The organism is Maritalea mobilis (assembly GCF_004363175.1).
GTDB classification, from domain to species: Bacteria; Pseudomonadota; Alphaproteobacteria; order Rhizobiales; family Devosiaceae; genus Maritalea; species Maritalea mobilis.
Window position 1 is genome coordinate 271,667 of record NZ_SNYR01000001.1, and the last position, 22,779, is coordinate 294,445.

At 50.8% G+C, this 22,779-nt stretch carries 3 protein-coding genes (1 of these 3 running past the window's edge); all 3 read right to left on the reverse strand.

Translation table 11 applies throughout. From position 1 onward, the window contains the following. Tightly spaced (each overlapping or abutting the next), the 3 genes in view from ATL17_RS01280 to ATL17_RS01290 form a layout consistent with a single transcriptional unit that may run on beyond the window. On the reverse strand, window positions 1–9,153 hold the full coding sequence (locus ATL17_RS01280) for a non-ribosomal peptide synthetase (protein WP_133570971.1): 9,153 nt from the start codon (window positions 9,151–9,153) through the stop codon (window positions 1–3). Beyond that, window positions 9,146–13,156 carry a non-ribosomal peptide synthetase gene (locus ATL17_RS01285; RefSeq protein WP_133570972.1) on the reverse strand — a complete coding sequence of 1,337 codons (4,011 nt, stop codon included), beginning with the start codon at window positions 13,154–13,156 and terminating at the stop codon, window positions 9,146–9,148. The genes ATL17_RS01280 and ATL17_RS01285 overlap by 8 nt, the downstream gene beginning before the upstream one ends. Then, on the reverse strand, window positions 13,153–22,779 hold the 3' portion of the coding sequence (locus tag ATL17_RS01290) for a non-ribosomal peptide synthetase (protein WP_133570973.1). It continues 600 nt past the right edge of the window; 9,627 of the gene's 10,227 nt are visible here — the last part of the coding sequence; its start codon lies off the right edge, out of view — the gene reads right to left on this strand; the stop codon is at window positions 13,153–13,155. The genes ATL17_RS01285 and ATL17_RS01290 overlap by 4 nt, the downstream gene beginning before the upstream one ends.

The following is a 22,779-nucleotide window of genomic DNA, read 5'->3' on the forward strand; positions in this document are numbered from 1 at the left end:
TCACAAGCTTGGCACTCTAATGGGCTGTTTGTGATCTGAAAAGAACTGTTCCGCAATCCGCTCAATATTCGGCGATTGCATGATTGAATAATGATCGGCCTCCAATATCTCCCCATAAATAAGTTCAGGTAAGCGTTGGCCCCATTTTGCCATATGGCCCTGCGGCTTGATCGGGTCGACCAGCAGCCCATCGGCAACCTGTCCTGCAACAAAAAGATGAACTTTCGTATGGCGTAGTTCGCCCGGCACATGGGCGCGCATCGCCGCCATGTTGAGCTGACAGCATCGCACAAGGTTTTCCAAATGTTGCTGCAACTCAGGGGCAATTTGGCTCTGTAACGAGGCATGAGATTTATTTAGACGCGGTGCCAAATCGTGCAAGAACGCCTCTTGTACTTCCTCTTTGGAATGTTCAGCGATCTCCGCGCCGCAATCAGGTTCTGGCGGATCAATCATGGTCAGATAGCCAAACGAATTATCCTGATGCTCTGCTAGACGACACATTTCTGCCGCCACCCATGCGCCAAACGACCAACCAACCAATTCCAAAATCTGCCGTTCTTGGTCAGTTTTCTGATCCAATGCCTGCAAATATGCTTTTGCCCGTGCTTGGATGGTCAGCGGCTCACCAGGTTCCAATCTAAGATTTGGATCGGAAATCGCATAGACCGTGGTGGCTTTGTCTAGATGCTGAAATAACGATTTGTATGAAGCCACTTCGCCGCCCACCGGGTGGATAAAGCAAATGACCTTCTCGCCATCGCCTTGTTGCCAGCAATCTACAGAGACAGGTAGGCTTTCGCCACCCTGCCGAACCTCACCGTCTTCCAGCCCTTCTTCAACATATTGCACCACATCGTTCAACGTCGCGTCCTCATGAAAGGCCGAAACGGGAAGGCTTACACCAAATGCAGCTTTGATTTCATCGATCAAATCCAAGGCCATCAAAGAGTCGAGGCCCAACTCACCAAATGAATTGGATGGCGCAAATGTATCCAAGCCAAGCACGCTTTGAAGCATTGCCGATAAACGTGCGGCAATATCCGATGAACTGTCTTTACCAGCGATCAATTCAACCAGTCCGCCAACAGTCAATACAGGCGGCAATTCTGAAAGCGCGAACTCGGTGCCTAAAGCCGCCTTGATCTCATCAATCAAATCCAATGTCGCCAGCGAGTCGATGCCCAATTCATCCAAACTATGTTGGGTCGAAACTTCGGTTTCACCAGAAATGCTCTGAATCAAATCGATGATGATCTCATCTTTAGATTGATTAATCCCGCTCGGTGTCGCTACCGGTTTTTCTGAAGCACGATAAAATTGAACCGCGTCCTTCAACGCGACTGTCGATACACAAATTTGAGGATGCGAACTCGCCAAGCAACGTCGGAAAACGGAACGGCCTTCATGATCTGACAAACCATAAGTCAAATGCAATTGGTGCAGATCATCACGCTCAAGCGCATCAACCGCCATGCCGCTTTCCCGCCAAATATCCCAATTGATAACCGTACGCACCGTGTCGGGCGCGTTTGGGTTTATCCAGTGCGAAAAACTATCCAGCAACCCATTGGTCGCCGCATAATCCAGCTGCCCGCGACCTCCAAATTCCGAGGCCATAGATGAGCAATAAATGACGCGCTTGGGTTGTTGGATCTCAACCCAGCTCTCCAGTTTTAACAGGCCTTGCGTTTTTACTTTGTTGTTTTGACGCATAGCGTCATTGTCACGATGTGCAATAAGCGCACCATGTGCCGCACCAGCGGCAAAAACGACATTTTCAACCGGGCGGTCCAGTTTCGGCAGTGTCGCATCTTCTTGTGCAAGATCGAGAGCATGCACGGTAATCCGATCCGCATAGTTCGCAAGTGCTTCAGGCAATTGTCCGCTACGTGTCGTGATGTCCAACTCAGCATTTGGATCGGATAGAATCTCAAGGCATATATTTCGTCCAATGCCACCGCTGGCGCCGATCACCAAGTGCCGACCACCATATCCCTCAATTTGCAAGCTTGACGAAACCATAGGCGCCAATTGGCGCTGCCATAAACATCCATTTCGAACTGCATAACGACCAGCTTCAACGGGCCTAAGCGTCAGGAAATCATTTAAGTCTTCAAGGCAGCCATTCGCGAAATCAATCCAGCTGGCTGCCAAATCACACTCGCTGGTCAATACAGATTGTGCACCCGCCAAAAGCCCAGCGAGTGGCGCTTCATTTGCGCCATAAACATCCGCTGCCTCGCATGAGGCGAGGACAATGCGCAATTTTGATGCTTTGAAATGCTGTGCCAATTCAAGCACCGCCGGAATTGCGTCCAAACAATAAATCTGTGCGTGATCCAGCTGTGCACTTGAGACACCAAGTCTGAGCTGCGCAGGCGCGAAGTTGATCACATCTACCGCCGCGATAGGATCGCTCTGATCAATCTCCCTGATGATTTCAGCTACGTCATCACCAATTTTCAGAAAGTGAACTTGCTCATAATTGCTCGCCAACGCGGCTTTCGCTTCGGCATCCAATCCATCGGCGTGCAATATGATCGCCAAATCTCGTTTTACACTCGGCCCATTCAAACGGCCCAAATTCTGCCAAGCAGGTGCATAAAGCCAGTCCTGCGCATCCAAGCGACGAATGTCGTTCAAATTTGCTGGGGCTTGCGCTTTGCCTTTCTTGGCAAATTCAAAATTCTCCAACATGAACGAATAAAGTGGAAAACCTTGTGGACGAGGGGCTATTTGCGTAATTTCGGGTGAAAGGTGCGCACCAGACAACCAGCGCTCCAAACGTTCTTCCAAATCATCACGTGCCGCCAAGTCGATCTGTTCATTGGATGCTGACTTTCGTCCATCATCCAGTTTTCGCAAGGCAGCTACTGCTTGTTTCGCATCTGCACACACAAAGCCTGCACGGTAGGATAGGTGCGGCGTGCCGTACTGCAAAAATGACAAGACGTTATTGAGCTGGTCAGGTTGCTGTTCCAGATAATCAGCAATTTGTTTCGCCCAAATCACCAATGCATCATGACTGTGCGCAGAAAGCAAAAATAGCGGTACCGTTTGTTTTGATTTAGACGCAAGCGTTTCAAATTCGCCAACAATCGCATGGGCATTGGTGCCACCGATGCCAAAACTGCTGACGCCAGCGCGACGTTGCGTTTGGCACGCCCATGTCTTGCTTTTCGCCGGGAAGTGAATGGGTGTGTCGCCCAACGCAATTTCCGGGTTCAACGCTTTAAAATTCAAGTTCGGCGGCAAAGTTTTCGTTTTCAACGCCACAATCGCGCGGATAAGACCAACTAGACCAGCCGCCGCGCCCATATGGCCAATTTGGCTCTTAAGTGAGCTAACTGCAAGCGTGGTATCTCGTTCGCCATAAGCACGGCGTAGCGCTTCAATTTCAATTGGATCGCCTAACGCGGTTCCTGTGCCATGCGCTTCGATAAAGGTGATGTCGTCAGCGCTTAAACCAGCATTGCCCAACGCGGCTTGCAAAACCTCTGTTTGCCCTTGAACAGATGGCGCGGTGTAGCTCATCTTGTCGTGGCCATCATTATTGATCGCCGATCCCTCAAAAACAGCATAAACCTTATGCCCAGCATCAAGTGCCTTAGACAATGGCATCAACAGCACAAAGCCATAGCCGCTGGCCCCGATAGTGCCAGACGCATCCCGATCAAATGGCCGACACAGCCCATCCTTGGAAAAAATATGTTGAGGCCGATAGGTGTAACCATCTTGCAAAGTGGCGTCGATCAAACACCCGCCCACCAACATCATGTCCGCGTCACCATTGCGCAACATGCCGGCAGCCATATGTAGCCCGATCAATGAACTGCCACACGCAGCCTGAACCGCAATCGCCGGTCCTTTCAATCCCAACCGATAGGCAATCTTTGAGCCCAAAAAGTCCTTATCGTGGTGCAATGCCACCTGAAAGCTGTCAGGCAAGTCAGCGTCATATTCGCCGTTCAATGTCTGCTGAAAATAAGTGTTCTCACCAGCGCTCGCCATCACGCCAATTCGGGCTTGTGAATGTTGCGGGTTCACACCTGCATCTTGCAAGCAATGCACAGCACCCATCAGCAAATGACGTTGCTGCGGGTCCATCAATTTGGCTTCGGGTTTGGAAATGCCGAAATATGTAGGGTCAAAACCCATCATATTTTTCAATTGGCTACGAGCGCCAATTTTTCCATGTTCAGCATCAAACCGCTCAATGCCCGTACGATTGTTGAGGACTAAATCTGTAAACGCCTCATAATTCTCGGCGCCAGCAACATTAATCGAAACACCAACAATCGCCATCTTTTCTTGGCTGTTATGGCGATCCGATTTCGGCGCACTTTTGGTTTCTTCTTGAGGGCCCAAATGCTGCGCAAGCTTCTCAATGCTGCTAAATTGAAAGAGCAGGGCGACAGGTAGCTGAATGCTAAACGCTGACTGGCAAGAATCGCGATAGCGAATAAGGTCTAGGCTCGTTGCACCTGCTTCGAAGAAAGTCTGCTCTGGTCGAATTTCACGATGGATGATGTCCTTAAACAGATCAGCTAGCTGACGTTCCGTTTGGTTACCCCAATCTATTTCCGCGAAATCTGAGTGCAGTTCTTGTTCTATTTTCTGAAGCTGCAGCTTCTTGCGATCAATCTTACCGCTTGGCGTTTTTGGCCAATTTTCCATCGCCACAAAACTATTCAGCCGCACATAATCCGGCAGGTGCTTTGCCAGATGGGCATTGACTTTGCTCAGGGTAGGGGCTGCGCCATTCGCTTCATAAAAACAGGCCAGCTCACTGTCTGACTTTTGCACAACAATGGCCAGCGCAATGCCGGACATGCGATTAAGCACCGCTTCGATTTGCTGCAACTCGACGCGATGTCCAGACAATTTGATTTGATTGTCCAGTCTGCTGCGATAGGCAAAATGATAGTTCCGTACAATCGCCGCACGATCGCCAGTCTTATACCAAACACGCCCTTCTGCGTCAGTTTCAAACGCTTTGTCATTATCCTTGTCATCAGCATAGCAAGGGCGCACAAAATCACCTGAAACCAACAATTCGCCGGATCCATCCTCACTGTTTTGTGCATCCTTTATCCGGAAGGAAACATTAGAAATAGGGCGTCCTATTGGTGCACTGTCTGGCCACTGGTCTACATCTTCCGGCAGATTATAGGCACTCACCACATGGGTTTCGCTCGGCCCATAATGGTTGATCAGCCGCGCCTGCGGCAATTGCTTGAACCAGGCTTTAAGCGTCTGCGTGCTCACAAGCTCTTCACCCGCTGAAACAACTTCTTTTAGATATGGCAAAATAATGCCGGAGCGGAGCGCTGTTTCAGCCAAAAGCTTCAGGGCAACAAACGGTAAGAATATACGCTCAATTCGTTTGTCACGCATCTCTTCCAGCAGGATGGCCGGATCTTGCCTTAGCTCGGGCTCGATAATATGGAACGTGCCGCCCGTTGTGAGCGTGGTAAAGATCTCTTGAAAACTTACATCGAATGATAGTTTAGAAAATTGTTGCGTGATGGCAGCTTTGGCCAATGTGCCTTCCTGTTTTTGCCATTGAAGCAAATTGCACAAGGCGTCATCGGGCACATAAACCCCCTTTGGTTCGCCAGTCGAACCAGAGGTGAAAAGCAGATAAAGCGGGTTTTCACCATCATGCGACGCAGGTTTGTTTTGCGAAGGCTGATTCAGGTTGACTTCATAAACATCAACATCTGCAAAACTGCGAGGTTCAGCCTTAGGATGGGTAAGAATGAGTGAGGGCTTGGCTTTCTCAACAATGCGTTGCAGCATCTCGTCGGGATAGCTGGGATCAAGCGGCAGGATGGTAATGTTCATCTGTGCCAGCGCGATCAATGCAACAATATGCTCACGCGACGGTTGAATATATACACCGATCACATCGCCGGACTTGCGGTCACCGAGCTGAACTTTCAACTCATCAATCAATTTCCACGAATGTTGAATGAGCGCGCGATAGCTAAGCCAGTGATACCCATCCACAACCGCAATTGTTGAAGGCGTCAGCGCCGCTTGCTGTTGGAACATCTCAGCAATAGTTTTGGGTGCTACAATTGTGCTTTGTGCAGACAATTCATCAATCAGCGGCAAGGTGAACTGCCCAATCGACGTATCTAAGTCCGCCAAGCCATCAATAGCTTTCCCAAAGCTTTCACAAAGCCGATCAACATCTTCCTGCGTGAAAAAACGAGACTGAGCTTCAACAATCAGCTCCGGCCCATCAGCTGTTTCCAAAACAAAGGCAGTGATAGGCGCTTTTCCATCCACATGAGACGGGATTTCAAATTTCGTTCTGCATTGAGCCAGCTGCAATTGATCATAGTCTGTGTTTTCCAACACAAACATAGCATCAAATCGACCAGCACTTGCGTGACCTGCCTGTGTCAAATCTTCGATGAAGTGCTCAAAAGCCACCTCATCAAATTGCAGAAATTCAGCCCAAATTGAACAGTTTGTGGCAAGCGCTTCATTCAAAGATTGTTTGGCAGGCAGACGAACGGGCAGCAGCATGGTGTTGGCCATCATGCCAATCGTCTCGGCGAAGGCGGGATTAGTTCGGTTACTTACAGGCGTCGCCAGTTTGAAATTCTGAAGCCCGGTTATATGGGCATAACCCAATGAGAAGGCAGTCAAATATAGATTAAACGGTGTCACATTCTGAACAGATGCGCACCGCCGCACAATCTGTGCTGCCTCAGCGCCGAAAGTCTTTCGCGTAACAAATGCATCCATTTCATCGCACGCACATTGAACCGTCAGCGGAGCATAGATGCTGTCATCATTGGTCCAAAGGTCATGCAGTGCTTTACGCTTGGCCGCGTATTCGTCAGTGGAAAATTGTTCACGCTGCCAAAGCGCAAATTGCCCCATCTCAGGTCCGGCATCATCAGGCAGCAAATCTCCGCCATAGAGGCTAGAAAGCTGCTGCAACATCAAATTGAGCGACCAGCCATCCAACAGAATGTGATGCGCATTGATCAGCAAAACGCCTTCATGCCCATTAAACGGCAGCCAATAAGCCCAGCAAAGCGCAGGTTCGCTTAAATCGAATGGCTGAGCAAATGCGTCTTTGGCAAAACCCTCCCAATCCTTCGCTTTATATTTCCCGGCACGAAAGGCCTCAAATGTGCAAGCGCTCTCCTCAAGCACCACTTGCATCAATTCACCGTCAACCTCCCGGAACGCCGTGCGAAATGAAGCATAATGTTTGAAAAGCGAACTAAAGGCATGTTCCAGCTTTTCTGCATCAACAGGACCCGCAATCTTAAAAACCAACGGCACAGAATATGCCCGTGACTCCGGATAACGCTGAGCGTCCAACCAAAGCCGCTTTTGCTCGCTTGTTGCCGGGCTTATGCCGCTTGGAGACTGTTTGAATGCCTGAGCTGCTTCTTCAATGGCAGTCGCTTTGCTCCGCAAATCTTTCAGTGGCAGCGATAAAATGTCTCCAGCTGAAAGTGAAAGGCTTAGCTCGCGCGCAACTTGATGCTTAAACCGCAATGCCGATAAGCTATCGCCACCCGCGCTCAAAAAAGTACTACTCGCATCCAAATCAGGCTGTTCTAAAACCGCTGCAGCAATGTCCCGCAGAGCTTTAACCTCGGGGGAAAGCTCCGTTGCAAAATTCGTGGGTTGCCATCTTGGGTGGTCAGCCTCAATCAACGCTTCTCGATCAATCTTGCCATTTGCATTGGTTGGAAGATGTGTCAGACGATAAAAATGATGCGGCATCATATATGTCGGCAAATGCATCTGCAGATAGGCGTGAACATCATCAATGCTCACTTTACCGTCCGGCACCACAAATGCATGCAGCTCAAGCACACCTGTCGCAGATTTTGCGGCCATCACATGCGCATTTTCAATCTCAGGATGACGATTCAAAATCGTTTCAATTTCGCCTGGCTCCACCCGGAAACCGCGAACTTTCACCTGTCGTCCAATGCGCCCAACATAGTTGATCGTGCCGTCTGCATTGCGTTGCACCAGATCGCCAGTGCGATAATGCACCTTGCCATTCAGCTTCACAAAGGCCTGATCATTCAGCTCTTGCCGTTCATGATAGCCAAGCGCCACTGCGTCACCTGAAATGAGCAATTCGCCTTTCTGGCCATCATTCACCTTCTGCAAATCAGCGTCGACGACCGTAAGCTTTGTGCCCGGCAATGGCCGTCCAATCGGCGCATTCGCAGCCTTTTCATCGCGTGGAATAGGATAGTTAAGCGAGAACGTTGCGCATTCGGTGGGGCCATACACATTGTAAATTGTGCAATTACTTTTCGGGTTGTTTTTATACCATTTCAGCACCGTTTGCGTGTTGATTTGCTCCCCGCCAATCAACAATGTCGACAGGTTCGCAAAGCACTGTTCCTGCTCAGCAACGATCGCGTTAAACAAGGCGACGGTCATAAACAGCGTGTTGATGTTATGGTCTACAAGTTGCTCAGAAAAGGCGCTGAAATCATCAAACGCACCATCGGGGAAAACAATGCAAGTTCCACCATTCAACAATGGCGCCCATATATCAAAATTGATGGCATCAAAAGACGGATTGGAGATATGTCCAACGCGCACATGTTCATCCAGCGGAATGTAGCCTTGCATACCCAGCCGCAAAACGCCGCGCTCCGGCACCAAAACCGCTTTCGGCTTGCCGGTTGAACCCGACGTGAAAAACACAAAGCTAAGCGCTTCTTTCGAACGTTCATGCGGCTTGAATTTACTCTTTTTGCCTGAATCTAAAATGCTGGCAAAAACAGAGCAGCGCTGCCCGCCAATCTTTATTGATTTTGCATCGACCAAAATAAGGGCACAGCCAATATCTTCAGCCATCTCTTTGATACGGCTTTTGGGACTTTGACGGTCCAGCGGCGCGGCCACAGCACCAGCTTTCACAATGCCCAAAATAGCAACAATTTGCTGCCAAGAGCGCGGCAACATCAGCCCGACAATACTGCCAACTTCGATCTTCTTTGCCGTTAGTCCGTGTGCGAACTGATCACTTAAACTGTCGAGCTCGCGATAAGTGAGTTTGGTTGAGCCATCTTCCACAGCGATGTGGTGCGGAAATTCATTCGCAACATCATGGAAACGCTTTGCGAGAGAAGTAAACTTATCCATGGGTCACCTCCAGCTCAGAAGCCGTCGCGATAGCGTCCAGTTCCTGCAAAATTACCTTTTTAACAATCTTGAGTTCGTCGGTTTCCAACATCTCCCAATGATCGCCACGCACGAGCTTGACTGAGAAATCACCTTCGGTACGGCTACGCCAATAGGCACGGGTTTCATGCAAGAAGGGCCGGGGTAGGTCGCTGCGCGCTTGGATAAACGCCATGCGCGCGCCGCTCACAGGCACTTCATAGTCGCGCACAGCCAGGCGGTTTTGGTTATAAACATTGAAGTACCGTTCGATCTGAGCATCATCAATGCCCGGATAGGTGCCGTTAAACCGCACCAACTTGTCGCGAAACTCGGGCAAATCCACCACATCAATCATCCGGCGGGCTTCAACATCATGGGTGCCTTGGGTATCAAGCAACACCACGGAAACATCTTTCTTGCCACGGGCATTCAGCAAACGGCCCATCTCATGCGCCACCAAACCGCCGAAGGATAGCCCCGTGATCACCATCGGTTGATCCATCAAGGGCTCAATTAGGGGGAGATAATGCGCCGCCATGTCCTCAACGGACGTACAGGTCACCTCATTGGCGTTCAATCCCATAGATTGCAGTCCATAAACGCCGATATTCTCGTCTAAAGTTTTGGCCAGAGATAGATAGCAAAACGCGGTGCCGCCCGCAGGATGAACACACACCACATTGGTCGAGCCATCGCCTTGTTGCAGGGTGATTAAATGATCTTCATCCTGCCGTTCCGCCGCATCGCCACGCAGCATTGCCCCCAGTTCCTCGATGGTTGGGCTGGTGATGATGCTTTTTAGAGCCAACTGCACGCCAAAACTTTCCTTGATTTGGTGCACCAATTTGATCGCGGAAATAGAACTGCCGCCAATGGCAAAGAAATTATCACGGATGCCAATGGTCGGATGCAGCAAAATAGTCTTCCAAATGCGATAAAGCTTCATCTCAGTGTCATCGCGCGGGCTGGCTTGGTTCACCGCGTTGCTCGCCATAAAGTCCGCCGGATCGGGCAGGGCCTTGCGGTCTATTTTCCCGCTGGCATTTAGGGGCAATTGGTCAAGGTGAATAATCATGGACGGCACCATATAGGTGGGTAGAAACTGCTTTAATGCCGCTCGTAAATTGTCGGGCTCATCACCCCCTTGCACAAATGCCACCAGCTGATCTCGCCAGCCAATAACGGCTGCAAGGGCACAGCCACAACGGCGCAATCCCGCTTCAATCTCACCCGGCTCAATGCGGAAGCCATTAATTTTAAGCTGAAAATCCTTGCGGCCAATAAAGCGAAGTTCGCCGTTTGTGTTCTCAACGCCCAAATCGCCAGTGCGATATAGTTTGGTCTGCGGCAGATAAGGATGATCAATAAAAGTCTTAGACGTCAGATCATCCCGCTGATGATAGCCATTGCCGACCCCGACGCCCGCAATGCAGATCTCGCCAATTGCGCCACGAGGCACAGGCAAGCCTTTTTCATCCAGTAAGCAAATCTTGGTGTGCGAAATCGCTTTGCCAATTGGCACATGCAAATGGTCATCTCGATCCGGATCAAAGATGTGAAAAGCAGAATCCACCGCGCATTCGCTCACGCCGTAAACATTGATCAACTGAACCTCGGGTAGCTTCTCAGTCACCGAACGCGCCAAATCTGTTGTAAGCGCACCACCGCCACAAAAAACATATTTCAAGCTCGTGCAGCCGTTTTCTGGCAGTGCATCCAAAAACAATTGCAGTGTTGCTGGCACAAACTGGATGGCCGCAATCTGGTGCGCATTCACAAGTGCGGGCAAGTCAGCTGGATTCTTCCGCGCATCCCCCTGTGCCAACACCAACTCATGACCTGAAAGTAGGGGCCAAAAAAATTCCCACAAACTGGCGTCAAACCCAATGGCACTCTTTTGCAAAACACTTTCCTGCTCACTGAGCGGAAATTCACTCTCTGTCCAAGTCGCCAGATTAACCAACCCCTTATGGGTGACATATGTACCCTTTGGCGTGCCGGTAGACCCAGAGGTGAAAATCAAAATTGCATTGTCAGATGGTTTAATTTCAACATCAGGGGACGTTGCCCCAAATGCATCTAAGTTGGTGTGCAGCTGATCCAAATCGACAATCTCTGGCGCGTCAAAAGCAGTTTCACCCGAAGCAAACACCAGTTTCGCCTGTGCATCCGCCAATATTTGCTGCTTTCGTTCGCTTGGCAAACGCGGATCAAGCGGCAGCGCAACCGCGCCAGCTTTCAGGATACCCAGTAGCGCGGCAACATAATTACAGTCAGGCTCTGCACTGAGCGCAACAACGTTGCCCTTTTGGATAGATTTCGACAAAAGCAACTGCGCGACTTGGTTCGCTTTCCCATCTAATTCAGCAAACTCAAGGTGCTGATTTGCATCCGTAACCGCACGCGATTGCGGAAATTGGGTCACAATATCGGCAAAACGGGCAGGGATGCGGGTAAGTTCATGGTCATGCGCAGATGTGTCATGTAGGTGCGCGCGATAAGCATCAAGATCAACCAACGCAATATCGCCAACTGAGATGTCGGGCTTCGAACTCACAGCCTTAAAAGCATGGGTGAACGCACCCGCCATGCTTTCAATCGTGCTCAGGTCAAACAGGTCGCTATTATATTCAAAGCCAAGCTGGAAATTATCCTGATTTTCAAACAGCTCTATGGTGATGTCATATTTTGCCGTGGCGCTGTCGGTCTCCATTGGCGCAATGTCCAACGCGCCATTGGTTTGCTCACCCACAGGCATATTTTGAAAAATCAGCATGGTTTGAAACAGCGGTGAATAGCTGGCCGAGCGTTTGGGATTGACGGCCTCAACAACTTTTTCAAACGCAATATCCTGATGGTCCATCGCGCCCAACACCTTGTCGTTCATTTGGGCAACTAGTTCAGCAAATTGCATCTGATCCTCAAATTGCGCGCGAATAACGACAGTATTGATAAAATGACCAATCAGGCCTTCCAGCTCTTGCTGGTCGCGTCCAGCCAGTGGCGTGCCAGTGCAAATATCATTTTGCCCACTAAAACGCCCCATCACCAAAGCATGCACCGCCAGGAAAATGGCAAACGGTGTTACACGCAGCTTTTGGCAAAGATTGTGAATTTCTTGGAATAATGGACCGTCGATCAGATAGCGAAAATGGGCACCATTCATTGATTGTTCGGCTGGGCGAGGTCGGTCCGTCGGCAAGTCCAACAAATCAGGCGCATCGCTGAGTTCTGCCCGCCAATAATCAACTTGCCGCTGCATTTCGTCGGATGACAATTTATTGCGTTGCATTTCTGCAAACTCTGCATATTGCAGTGGAAGCGGTGCGAACGCGGGCATGTCTCCGGAGGTAAATCCCTCATAAGCTTTGAAAATTTCATCCACCAAAATGCCAATAGACCAGCCATCAGCACAAATATGATGCACATTTAACAGCAAAACATGTTCGTCACCGCCCAGTGTTATAAGCTGTGCGCGAATGGCCGTTTCCTGTTCCAGATCAAAACCAGTTTGCGCTTCTATGCGTACGATTTGATCCAGCTTTGTTGGTTCCGATTGCAGGTCAATGAGGGTGAGTGCACGGTCACTTTCCGGCAAAACCCGCTGGCGCGGTTCGCCCTGATGATCAAAAAACACCGTACGCAAAATGCTGTGCCGTTGAACGACAAGATCAAAAGCCTTGCCCATAGCTTCCTGATCCAATGCGCCCTTTATCCTAAAGGCGAGTGGATTGTTGTAACGCGGGTTTTTCGGCTCCAGCCGATCCAGAAACCACAATTGTGCCTGATTGAAAGATTGCGGATAATCCCGGCCTTGCCGCAACCGCAAAAGAGACAATAATGCGGGCTTGTGCTGCTTCATTTGCTGCAAAAGTTCAGGTGAAATCGCCCCCTTTGCCGCCTTCACTTTCAAATTTCCATCTTGCACATGAAGGGTCACGCCCAAGCTTTCGAGTTCATTGAGAAGGCGAATAGCACTCATATTTCAAACTCCTCCATCTCTTCAGATGGATCATCTTGCGCAGGCGTGGTGGCGGGGACGCCGCCGATCATGGAATAAATAAGTTGATGGTTTGGCCCAAGATCGAACAGCTCGCACAAGGCTTCATTGATCATCTCGCCGATGCCACATAAGCCAAGGCCGATTTCGCCCGCGCGGTGCGTTAAATGTTGGGCAACCAAACCAGCTTCAATCAGTGACATATCGCGGCCCTGATCGCCATAAAGCGGGCGAATAGCGGCATCATCCGCCACAAAGAACAGAGCGAAAGCGCCACCTTCAAAAGTCGGTCGGTTGACAAAATAGTCATAGGCGTCCGCTGAAAGCGATTTGCCGGTCCCCGTGGCCACCAAAGTCCGATCCTTCGGATCAACATAGTAACAGCCGCCAGGCACACCCATCACGCGATCAGGTTTCACATAAATATAGGTTTGCACCGGATAGAGCCCACCCGCAGAGGCATATTGAAAGCGCGGACGCCCCTCAGCAGGGTTTTGCATAATGGCCGCAAGCAGCTTCGAGAATGTGCGCTTGTCCACCGACGCATCGGAAAACTCGCGCACTGAGCGGTTTGCCTCAAACACATCTCGCTCTTCAGGCTCAATATCCAACGGCACGCGCTTTGCATCTGGCCCAAATTTGCGACGCCCTTTTTCTGCAACCTTAAAGGCTTCACGCTCCGCTTTATCTTCGATGACGCGTGGTGCAGCCTCTGTTTGCTCAGGCTCTGGTTCCACTACGGGGCACGTTTCCTGCCAAATATCAAAAAGTGTGCTCACCGTCGGCGCGCGCATAAATCGAGCAAGCTTGGGCCGGAAACCCATCTCCGCCGCCAGCGCATTGCTGATCCGTACAATATCAAGCGAAGTAGCACCCAGAGCCAACAAATTTGCATCTATGGCGATTGCGCTTTGCTTCAACACCTTTTCAACAATAGCCACAATTCTTTGCTCGTCCGGCGCCAATTCTCTAGCAACGCTGGCCTGCGCCTTCAGTTCAGGTTTAGGCAATTTCTTCCGATCAACTTTGCCATTGGCCGAAAGCGGCATTTGATCAATAAAACTGATGCTTGATGGAATTTCATAGGCAGGCAGCAATTGCGCCAAATGCTCCCGCAGCGCATCCTCAGTCAATCCGCGGTCTGACGTCACCACATAGGCGGCGAGGCGCTTCTCCTCCATGGTGTCGCCCCAAATCCGCACCGCGGCTGCATCCACCGCCGCGTGCTTATCGAGCGCCGCTTCGATTTCACCAAGCTCAATGCGATAGCCTTGCACTTTCACTTGTGTATCGGCACGTCCCATAAATTCGATATTGCCGTCAGGCAATATGCGCCCCAAATCACCCGTGCGATAGAGTCGCTCGCCTGTTTTCGGATGTTTGATAAAGGCTGCGTCCGTCCGTTCCTGATCGCCATAATAGCCGAGGGCAACTCCGCGGCCGCCAATATACAATTCGCCAACCACCCAAGTGGGACGGGCATTCAACTGCTCATCAAGCACATGGAAGCTTTGGCCCTTTAGTGCCTTGCCATAGGGGATGCTTTTCCAGCTTGGATCAACGGACTCGATCGGATAGCAAATCGACCAGATCGACGCTTCAGTGGCACCACCCAAACTCCAAATCTGCGTTTCCGGGCTTTGCGCGCGCACCTTGCTCGGCAGATCAAGTGGTATCCAATCGCCAGACATCATGGCAACGCGCAAAGAATAGGGCGCAGACATTGCGTTCGCGTGATCCGCTAGAAGGCCGAGCAGGGCAGGCACCGAGTTCCACACGCTCACATCATGTGCATTGATCAACTCGAGCCAATGTTGCGGATCGCGGCTCTTTTCAGCCTCCGGCACAACAAGGGCAGCACCTTTGCTCAAAGTCCCGAAAATATCATAAACGGAAAGGTCGAAATTAAGCGCTGAAACGCCCAAAATACGATCCTCTTGGTGCAAGCCAATCCGCTCATTTATATCGTAAATGGTGGTGCACGCCCCACCATGATCAATCATCACGCCTTTTGGTTCGCCAGTCGAACCAGAAGTAAAGATGATATAGGCCAAATCATCAATGTTGCGTTCAACTGGTGCAGGCTTACTTCCGTCCGCGCCTTTGTCCACATTGACAGCCTCAACATGAGGCGGCAAAAGATCTGGCTCCGCAAAACCGTCTTCCACCAGCACAATTCGACTGTTGGTTTTGTCCAAAATCTTCCCTAACCGTGCCGCAGGTAAATTCCGATCCAGCGGTAAATAAACACCACCCGCCATTAAAATGCCCAGTACGGCAACAGTTTGCTGCCAGCTCGGCTCCAGAAAAATGCCGACAATATCACCTGGCGCGCAGCCATGATCTTGCAACCGCGCCGCTAGCGCCTGCGCTTCCCGCAGCACCTCGGCATAAGTCAGCGTCCGATCATGTGCAATCACGGCCACATTATCCGGCGTTAGGGCGGCTTGCCGCTCAAACAACCCATTCAAAGTGGTGAGATCAGCGAGGGGTGTAGGTTGATCAAGCAGCTTCTGGTCAAACAATTCTTCGGTTCTTGCCTGCCATTGCGCATCATCGCGAAGCACGTCCAAAAGCTGGCAATAGTCAGCAAACATGGCATCCATCAACCCATCAGGAAACAGCGCGTCAATGCTGTCCCAATTGAAGATCAGCTCGCCCTGTTCTTCCATAATGGTATGGTCCAGCCAAACCTGCGGCGTCTGCGTAATGGTATGCACATTCTCCGCATCAAACGCCTTCACTTCTGCCTCTGCATTCGCGCCTTCAACCATTTCGGTGAGTGTTGAGTTGAACACAATCGGCAAACCGCTCGGTTGCACCCCAAACTTGCGCCCCAACTCACGCATAATTTCAATGCCAGAAATTTTGGCATGGTCCATATCCCGCCATAAATCCTGCTGAATATTTTGCGCGAACGCCGCAAATTTCTGATCTTTTTCTGCACGCTGACGATAAAGTAGCACAGACGTGAAGTCGCCGATCACACGGTCAATCTCTGGATGCACGGGCAGCCGATTAAACAGCGGCAGTGACAGGCTGAATTCTCCACTTTGCGCATAGCGATTAAGGGTCAGGCAGAAGGCAGCGAGCAGTAAGCCTGACGGCGTGACCTGTTGTTCATTGGCCACCTGTTTGAGCGCCGCCCATTCGTCCCGCGACATTACCTTTTCACGCCGCACAAATTCCGGCGCTTTCAAGCTTTCAGGCGTACGTACCAACGGCAATTGTGGTCCTGCTGGCATATCGTCATAGTGCGACAGCCAATAGTCCAAATCCGCGCGATAGCTTTCGCTCTTTCGAAACTCCTGCTCTGCCAACACATAATCCCGGAAGCTAACGCCAATTTCAGGCAGCTCCAATGATGGTTCAGCATAAAAGCGGTTCAGCTCATAAAGGAAAATCGACGTGCTGGCCGCATCAAGAATAAGCGCATCAAGGCTCATATGGAGATGACAAAGCGTGTCATTAAGCAGCGTCACTTCAAACCCGAATAACGGCCATTGCCCCGCATCGAAAACCTGATGCGACAAACGATTACGGTTCGCATCTAACGCGCGCTCTTGCGCTTCTGATCCCTGATCCGAAATGTCGTGAACAGCAATCTTATAGGCCGGAACCTTTGCCAAAATCTGCTGCTGCCCATCATCGGTGAAGATGGCTCGCAACATGTCATGGCGGGCAATCACCTTGTTCAGCGCGTCTTCAAACCGCTCGACATCGAAGTTCCGAATACGCAGTTCATTGTAGGAGTGAGCGCCAACGCCACCCAAATCAAATTCATCATTACGGCCAACAAGATAGGCTTGCTGAATATCGCCGAGCGGGAAGGGCGCGTAACGATTATCTGGATCTGGGGTAAGCGTAATCTGCGTTGAAACAATGCCTTTGTTCGCTTGCCGATCAATATGCGCAGCCAAATCCTCAAGTAAAGAATGTCCCATCAAATCAGATAGTTTCAGATCGATCTCGAAATGCTGATTGATGCGGAAAACAAGTTTGGCCGCCAACAATGAATGGCCACCCAAGGCGAAGAAATCATCATTCGCGCCAATTTCATTAACGCCCAGCACAGCCGACCAAATTTTGCCTAGCGCTGTTTCAGTTTCTGTCCGCAACGGCGTCTTGTCGGCGGTCGTCTCTTGCCAATTCGGCGCGGGTAGCGCCTTGCGGTCAATTTTACCGCTCGAATTCAGCGGCATTTTATCGAGGTGTTGCCACGCAGTTGGCACCATATATTCAGGCAGTTTTTCTTTCGCCAGCGCCCGCAATTCCTCTGCGGAAATGGCACCTGTGAAATAGGCAGCCAGCGCCAATGGGCCATTGGGCCGTGGACGCGCCAGCACCACACAATCTCGCACATTGGGGTGCGCACGTAGCGCAGTTTCAATCTCTCCCGGTTCCACCCGGAAACCGCGTATTTTCACCTGATCGTCAGCGCGTCCCAAATAATGAAGCACGCCATCTTCATCGCGCCACACCAAGTCGCCGCTCTTGAACATCTTCGCGCCTTCGCGTGGCGAAAATGGATCATCTAGAAAACGTTCAGCGGTGAGGTCGGGCCGATTGAGATAACCCAGCGCCACATTATTGCCGCCCAAATAGAGTTCGCCTACAACACCATCTGGCACAGGATTTTGGACCTCATCCAAAATATAAAGATTGGTGTTGGCAATCGGTTTCCCGATAGGTGAAACATGCGGCCAATCGCTGATGCTGTCCAATGGCAAACGATGGTGGGTCACCACATGGGTTTCTGTTGGACCATAATGATTGTTCAACGCATATTTGCCGAGCTTTGGCAGGTTCTGACGCACGGCATCGGTGATTTTCAGTGCTTCACCAGCAGTGATAAATTCACACCCGCCAAACTCATCTAAATCGCCACATGTCTCCGCAATAATATGCAGCACCGCAACAGGCAAAAACGCCCGGTCAATTTTCTGCGCGGCAATAAAGCCAGCCAAATTCGCAACGTCTTTCGCTATGTCTTGCGAAATCAGCACCACGGACGACCCAGCGCACAACGATGTGAAAATCTCCTGCATCGACACGTCGAATGTCAGCGATGCAAACTGCAGCACGCGTCTCGGCGTGATCCCATCGGTAAACTGCCAGTTGATCACATTGTCCAGCGTGCGGTGCGATTGAACCACGCCTTTCGGTGTCCCCGTGGTACCTGATGTGTAGAGTACATAGGCAGGGTCCAGCGGAGAGGGCACCGCATCTTCAAAATCCACAGGCGCTTCAGAATCCAGCAAACCTTGCAGATCCACCTGATGGACCTGAACATTAGCATCAATCGAAGCATTGGTCGCTTTTGCGTCAGATGACAAGATCAACTGAGCTTGCGCGTCGCGCAAAATAAAATCAAGTCGGTCGCGCGGATGCGACGGATCGAGCGGCATAATCGCGCCGCCAGCTTTCAATATAGCGAAGATCGAGATGACGGTTTCAATCGACCGGTCTGCCCAAATCCCCACTGGCTGATCAAATCTGTAACCTGCATCAAGCAGATCGTGGGTCAAACGATTGGCACAATGCTCCAATTCGTCAAAGCTCAGCTGACGACCATCTTTCTCAATCGCCATTTCGTTGGCATGCGCCGCACAAACGGCTTTAAAACGCGGCAATGTGCGCAACGCTTCATCATAGTCCGAAACAGGTTGCAGCCATCTTTCAAGATCAGCCTGCGCGCGTTCCTTCGGCGCAAGTCCAATCTGGACCAACTCTGCGTTCGGTTGCTGCACAAACGCCGTTAAGATATGTTCGAAATATCGCGCGTATTTCAGAATTGTTTGGCGGGAAAACAAACTGGTCGCAAACTGCAAACTGCCCGCAATATAGTCATCAAATTCCGTCGCTTCCAACAGTAAGTCGAACTTCGCATTATCGAGTTGCAGTGGCATGGGCTCAAAGTCTGATGGGCACGTTTCACCAGATGCACCGCGCGCATTTTCCCAAGCCAGCATGTTTTGGAAAATTGGGCTATAGCTCCGCGAACGCGCAGGGTTCAAGCGTTCCACAACATGATTAAACGGAATATCCGCACGCTGCTGCCCCTCTTGCAAGGTCTCAGAAGCCAGCTTAATCAACGCCGACGGCGTAGCAATTTCAGTTTGGTCCAGACGCAATGCGAGCGTGTTGACGAAAAAGCCAATAATATCTTCAACTTCTTTCGGCTTACGATTGGCAGTCGGCACGCCGGTGACCACATCTTTTTCGCCAGAAAGCTTGGCCAGCATGTAGCTCCACGCGGAAAGGGCAACGCTAAACACCGTGGTGGCGTTTTGCTGGGCGAAGGCACGCAATTGCGTCAGCAATTCTCCTTCAATCTTCACCGGAACGCTATCGCCTCTAAAGTCTTGCACCGCCGGGCGCTGATGATCTGTTGGCAGCGGCAAAAGCGATGGCGCGTTGGCCAACTGTTTTGCCCAATAATCAGCCTGCTCGGTGCGTTTTTCCTCGGTCAAATTCTCCCGCTGCCACGCAACAAAGTCGCTATATTGCAAATCCAGCGGCGCGAGCATATTGGCACTGCCGCGCTTGAACGTCGCGTAAAGTTCGGAAAATTCACGCGCAAAAATATCCATCGACCAGCCATCAGAAATGATGTGGTTCATCGTCACCAAAAGAAGGTCTTGACCATCTTGGTTCCTGATCAAACAGGCACGAAGTAGAGGAGCTTCCTGCAGATCAAATGGACGCGCAATTTCCGCAGCTATTTCTGCACCAATTTGGTCCACCGCTGATGAAATTTCTCTCCAATTAAGCGGCGGGGCCGACATATGAATTTCAAGTTGCGGCGCCCCATCTACCGAAACAAATGAAGTGCGCAGCGCTTCATGGCGCTCCAATAAAGCCGTCAAAGCTTGCTTAATCGCAGCCACATCTGCGTCTGATGTCAGCTGCCACCCCATTGGCATATTATAGGCCGCATTTTGCTCCACATCTTGCGCCAGCAACCACAGGGATTCCTGCCCGAAGGACGGTGGCATATGTGTCACATGTTTGCGTTTTGTCAGCTTCGGCCCAGAAGCATTTGGCTGCTGCACCGTAGCAGCAAACTCTGCCAAAGTCGGATGCGCAAAAACCTGCGTCCCATCCACCTCTAGACCCAACATTTCACCTGCCTTAAGCGCCATGCGCACCGCGAGCATAGAATGGCCGCCACGTTCAAAGAAGTTGTCATGCCTGCCAATGGGCGCACCGCCCAAAAATTCGTGCCAGATGACGGCCAGTTTTTCTTCAATGTCGCCAATAGGTGCTGCGTATTCCTGATTTATCTCAGGTTGCGGAAGGCGGTCGCGATCAATCTTGCCGTTGGTGGTCAGCGGGAAGCTGTCCATCGGCACCAGATGTGTAGGCACCATAAAATCGGGTAATGCAGCCCGCAGATGCGACGCCAGCGCGTCCATATCAGACTGCCCAACCACATAGGCAACCAGTTGCCCATTTCGCTCGCAAACAAAGACTTGCTTGGCCTCGAAACCTAAAATGGCATGTTCCAACTCGCTAGGGTCAATACGATAACCGCGGACTTTAATCTGCTGATCTATCCGCCCAAGAAACTCAATTTGGCCGTCTGCATTTAAACGCCCTAAATCGCCCGTGCGAAACAAAATTTCGCCGTTCGCCTGCCGAACAAATTTGGTTTCAGTCAATTCATCTTGCTGCCAATAACCGCCAGCCAAACATTTGCCCTGTATGCAGATTTCACCCTCCGCACCCTGGGGCAATACATTCAAATTCGGCCCGCAGATCAAGGCGGTGTTTACCCCAATTGGCGCACCAATCGGCAAGCTGCTCGCACCGTCTTCAATTTGACGCACGTCAAAATAAAGCGCATCAACCACCGTTTCGGTCAGCCCATAGGCGTGCACAATTCGGCAGCTTGCAGGGCATATCGCACGCAGACGAAGCGCATGATCCAGCGGCCAATGGTCAGAACCACATAGGATCAGTCGAAACTGACTAAAGCAGTCGCGAGCCAAGTCTTCAACTTCTGTCAAACTGTCCAAAACAGCTGGCACAAAGTCTGCTGCGTTAATGCCTTCACTCTTAATCAGCCCTGCCAACCCGATAGGATCAGACAATGTGTCCTTAGGGCACAAAACCAATTTGCCGCCAAAGCATAAAGTACGGAAGAAATCAGCAATGGCGACATCAAACCCAAAGCTGGCCATCTGCAGCACATTCATGTGCGCATCAAACCCAAACTCGCACCGCCAATTCTGTGCCATTTGCGCCAAGGCATCATGGCGCACAAAGACGCCTTTCGGCGTGCCAGTGGAGCCAGATGTATAGATGATATAGGCCAATTGATCCTGCAACGCCTCAGCAGCAGGCAAATCAAGTCCACCAGGATCAACACACTCAGCAAATTGCACCATGGGCACATCAACAAAAGCAGATGAATCTGCATCACCCGCAATGACAGCTTTCGCATTACAATCCTGCACAATGAAGGCCTTGCGGGCTTCAGGATAGTAATATTCAATCGGCACAAAGCAGGCGCCAATTTTCAAAATGGCCTGTGCCGCAATAAACATTTCCGATGATCGCGGCAGACAAATCGCAACCCGATCGCCAACGGAAATGCCTTTAGCCCGCAACAAATTTGCCATCTGATTGGCACGATGCTCAAATTCCGCATATGTAATGGAACGTTCACCGTCTCGCACAGCAATTTGATCAGGTCGATTTTCGGCTTGCTGAGCAACCAATTCATGCACCAATGGCGCATTATCTTCAGTTTGGCCCAACCCCATTAAGCGAGAAGGTTTGGCAAACAAACTTGCCGATATATAGGCAAACTCATCACCAGCATGCTCAACCAGCTGCTCCAAGATGTGCTGATAGCGATTAGAAAGCGCCTGAACCTCATCAGGTGAAAACAGCGCCGTCGCAAATTCAAATTCGCCTTTTATCTGATTGCCCCGCAGCACCAGATCCAAAGTCAGGTCTAATTGCGCTGTCTGGCCGCCAAGTGAGTTTGGGGTAGCCACACAATCACCAAACTTTAACCTGCCATCATCATCAGATTGCGCCCAAGAAAACATGGTTTGAAATAGAGGGCTATGCGATGGATGTCGCGGCGGATTTACAGTCTCAATAATCTGGTCAAACTGTATATTTTGGTGGTTCTGCGCCTCCAAAAACACAGACTGAACCTGCCGCACCAATTGGTCGGCTGATTGATCAAACAGATTGCCAAAGCGCAGCGGCAATGAATTGACCAGCGGGCCAAAACTATTGCGCAGTTCCGGCAAATTGCGCAGCGAAACCGGGGTACCTGTGACAACATCATATTGATGGGCCTGCGTTTGCAGTAAAATCACCCATGCGGCGACGGCAGTTGTAAAATCAGAGACACTAGCCTGGCGTGAAAAGGATTGAACCTTCGCGGTGACGTCCGCGTCGAGCGTAAACGCCTGCGTTTGCCCCTCAAATTCAGCCACCTTGGGTCGCTTCTTTTCAGAGGTTGGAGTAGAGAGCGCAGGGCAGTTCGCCAGATTTTGTTGCCAGAATTGCTTTTCACGCGCCAGTTGAGTTTTTACAATTTTGTCCTGCTCCCATGCAGCAAAGTCGGCATAAGGCAAGGC

Excerpts from the sequence above, each read along its gene's own strand:
- ATL17_RS01280 (WP_133570971.1), bottom strand. The coding sequence starts at position 9,153 with ATGGATAAGTTTACTTCTCTCGCAAAGCGTTTCCATGATGTTGCGAAT.
- ATL17_RS01285 (WP_133570972.1), bottom strand. The coding sequence starts at position 13,156 with ATGAGTGCTATTCGCCTTCTCAATGAACTCGAAAGCTTGGGCGTGACC.